We start from the raw sequence: 3152 nt of genomic DNA, 5'->3' as shown, positions 1-3152 counted from the left end.
TTGGCAGAAAACAATTTGACCTCTTACGGCCATCTTTGCGAGAAAAACGGCTTTGTTTCCCATTGGAATTCTTGTTATTTAAATAAGGCCAAACCGAATGCTTATTATCTTGATCGATTGGGAATGGCTTACCGCTATAAATTGCCGACTTTTCGTTTGAATTATCCCGAGTATGGCCTAGATGCCGAGGCCAGGAAACAAATTGCTTGTTTTGCCGACAATAAAGTTATCTGCTCCTCGGCTCAAAGCTGTTCCGGATCAGTCGACTCAAAAGGATGTTGTTCTGGAATTTGCCAAAGCAACTTACCTCAAGACTAGGCGAAGAAAAGAAAGAAAAAGACTGTTGGCCGAAGTGACCACGACCCATACAAAAGCATAGCCCTGCAACAAAACTGCTCATTATTCATCCGGATGCGGTTTGGCCAGAAAGGCCTGTTTGGCGTTTTGGTCAAAACCCGCCGATTCATAGAAGCGGTAGGTGGATTCATCCTTTCGACCCGTGAGCAACATGACCTTATAACAGCCTTTGGACCAGGCATAATTGAGGGCATGATGCAAAACGGCCTTTCCATGCCCGCGCCTTCGGTAGTTCTTATGGGTCACCACATTCTCGATCAGGCCGTAAGGCCGGCCGCCCCGGGTCAGGTTGGGGATAATACAAAGCACACATGAGGCGACCAGATCGCCGTTGGTGAAGACACCGAAGATCTTGTGGTTCTCATCTTTCCGGATCTGTTCCCAAACCGCCGTCAAAACATCCTCGGGGGGTAATGGATTATCTGCCTCGTGGAGATGTTCGTAAAGTTGCAGAAGTTGGCTCAATTCCGATGGCTTAAGCTCCCTGATTTCCATATCCGTTTCGCCTCCAAAATTCCTGGGCAATGACTCCACACCTTCTCCACCTTCTTATTGAACCATAGTCCGCAATTGTGAAAAAGAAAAGGGAAATATCCTGGGCACCTGACCTATGGAAAACTACATATCTACCCCAGCTCAAAATACATAGTTTTACGGATTTTCAAAACCATTTTTTTCCATGATAATCCGGCCCGAATCAAAAAAGGGAGAGATTTCTTCAGGTCAGGGGTAGAAGGGGCCGTCCTGGAAAATAAGGTCGTTGGCTGTTAACTCTCAAATGAAAGGAGAGAAAAAGGATGCCGAATATCGATGATTTTATCAGGCCGAAGGAATGGGTTTCTGATTTCGTATCGGATCTCGGCCGGGTGCTCAGGCGGTGGGGGGATGAAAGATATCTGCCCATTAGGCAGCAGATCGATGAGGACTGGCGGGAGCATAAACTGGTTGAGCCAATCATGAAGGAGGTTTTGGTTGATCTGGGCATTAATGCCGCTTTCTTTCCGGCCGAGGCCGGGGGGACGGACATGCCGGAACCTATGGCCCTGACCAGTGTTATTTGTGAGGAGCTGGCCAGGATCGACTCGGGATTGTGTACAGCCTGTATCTGTTCGATCTGGGGTTTAATGCCTATCCTGCTCAAACCCCACCGGAACATGGAGTTGTGTCTGGAATTCGGACCAAAATTTTGCGGCGAGGAACTATACGTCGGCTGCCATGCCATGACGGAACCCTCGAGCGGGGCCGATATAGAAAATATCGGCCGGATGAAAGGCAAAACCATCCAGACCACGGCCCAGCTCGATGGCGATGAATGGGTCATCAACGGACATAAGATATGGCCCACCAACTCAGGCAAGGTGGGGGATCTTTACATTGTGGTCTGTTCCACGAAAAAAGGATCTTCGGATCCAAATGATTTCGCCCTGATCCTGGTCCCGGCCGATTCCCCGGGGGTCTCGGTCGGTAATCCCTACCAGAAGTGCGGTATGAATGCCGATATGAACACCGATGTCTGGTTCGATCATGTCCGGGTGCCCAAAAGATACCGGCTCCATGGTCCCGGAGACGATCTCAAGTACTGGAGGCGGGCCATCACCATGGGCAATATCGGTTCTACGGCCATGTGTGTCGGCATCATGAAAAACGTTTATGAAATCATCAAAAAATGGACCTCGGAAAGGGTGATCGCCGGCAAACCCCTCAAGGAGCATAGCCTGGTGGCCGATATGCTTTCAGAAATAGCCATAAGCCTCGAATCCACTTCGGCCTGGATGTGGGCCTACACCAGGGAACTGGACCATCCGGAGATCTACGGCTGGGACCCCTGGGATGAACGGTTTCTGCTCAAAACCAGGGGATTGGCCTTGTATGCCAACAATGTCGTAGAACGGGCCTGCAGCCGGGCCATGGATTTCATGGGTTCCTACGGCTATGCCCGGGAGTTTGATATCGAAAAGCACTGGCGCGATCAAAAGGTCATCGGACTCTGGATGGGCGGGAAAGGGTTAAAGACCCTGGAAAACGCCCGCTATTGGTATGAGATAGAGAGCCTGTAACGATGCAAGCCCTTTGTTAATGGTCTTATATATTGAACAGACATTCCATTACTTCTATGAGAATCTTAACGACTGGACTCCGGCTTTCGCCGGAGTGACGAAAAGAGGGCGGGTTTTCCCGTCATTCCGGCAAAAGCCGGAATCCAGGGTCCTAAAAAATAAATGAGCGTGAACATATCACTTTAAAACTCATCTAAAAATTGCCACAAAAAAAATTAAAGGAGGACAGACCATGGCCCTTTATCCCTCGCAGGAATGGTGTGACGAATGGAAAAATGCCTTGAACAACGATGCGGCCGTTGCCGAAACCGGAAAGAACTGGGGAGTGGATTTTAACGGAAACTGGATATTTCAGATAGAACCGGGCGGCGGCCTGGAAAAAACCGTTTATCTCTACCTTGAGGCGGCCTCCGGTAAATGTTCGGATGCCCAAATCCTTGAGGACCCTTCTTCAAAAGCCCCCGGTTTCTTTGTGATCGGTTCCTATAGCGACTTCAAGCCGGTGGTTAAAGGGGAGAAGGACTTCATCGAAGGGGTGGTCAAAGGCAGCTTCAAACTCAAGGGGGATATGTCCAAGATTATGCGAAATGCCAAATTTATCCGGGCCGTGGCCAACTCCATCAGTTCCTTTAAGAACGAATATCTTGGGGATTAAGGATCGCTTCGCTAAAAACACTGGATTCCGGCTTTCGCCGGAATGACGTAATGCGGGTTTCGGCGATTTTTTACGAATTCATC

3 protein-coding genes are annotated in these 3152 nt (G+C 49.4%); 2 read left to right on the top strand and 1 reads right to left on the bottom strand.

The features are described from left to right. Positions 1-399 precede the first annotated feature (399 nt). Positions 400-852: a GNAT family N-acetyltransferase gene (locus tag HY879_25505; protein MBI5606701.1), complete on the bottom strand. Its 453-nt coding sequence runs from the start codon at positions 850-852 to the stop codon at positions 400-402. A 302-nt stretch (positions 853-1154) separates the two neighbouring features. Here HY879_25505 and HY879_25500 point away from each other — a divergent pair, with 302 nt between their 5' ends. Beyond that, positions 1155-2414: an acyl-CoA/acyl-ACP dehydrogenase gene (locus HY879_25500; GenBank protein ID MBI5606700.1), complete on the top strand. Its 1260-nt coding sequence runs from the start codon at positions 1155-1157 to the stop codon at positions 2412-2414. 232 nt (positions 2415-2646) lie between these two features. Continuing rightward, on the top strand, positions 2647-3069 hold the full coding sequence (locus HY879_25495; protein ID MBI5606699.1) for an SCP2 sterol-binding domain-containing protein: 423 nt from the start codon (positions 2647-2649) through the stop codon (positions 3067-3069). Positions 3070-3152 lie beyond the last annotated feature (83 nt).

It is taken from the genome of Deltaproteobacteria bacterium, assembly GCA_016219225.1.
In the GTDB taxonomy this organism is placed as follows: Bacteria; Desulfobacterota; RBG-13-43-22; order RBG-13-43-22; family RBG-13-43-22; genus RBG-13-43-22.
The sequence above is the reverse complement of the archived record's forward strand: the minus strand, read 5'-3'. Positions and strand labels throughout refer to the sequence as shown.

What these genes read in the sequence shown, in the direction of transcription:
- HY879_25505 (MBI5606701.1), bottom strand. Translation starts at nt 852, where the DNA reads ATGGAAATCAGGGAGCTTAAGCCATCGGAATTGAGCCAACTTCTGCAA.
- HY879_25495 (MBI5606699.1), top strand. Translation starts at nt 2,647, where the DNA reads ATGGCCCTTTATCCCTCGCAGGAATGGTGTGACGAATGGAAAAATGCC.
- HY879_25500 (MBI5606700.1), top strand. Translation starts at nt 1,155, where the DNA reads ATGCCGAATATCGATGATTTTATCAGGCCGAAGGAATGGGTTTCTGAT.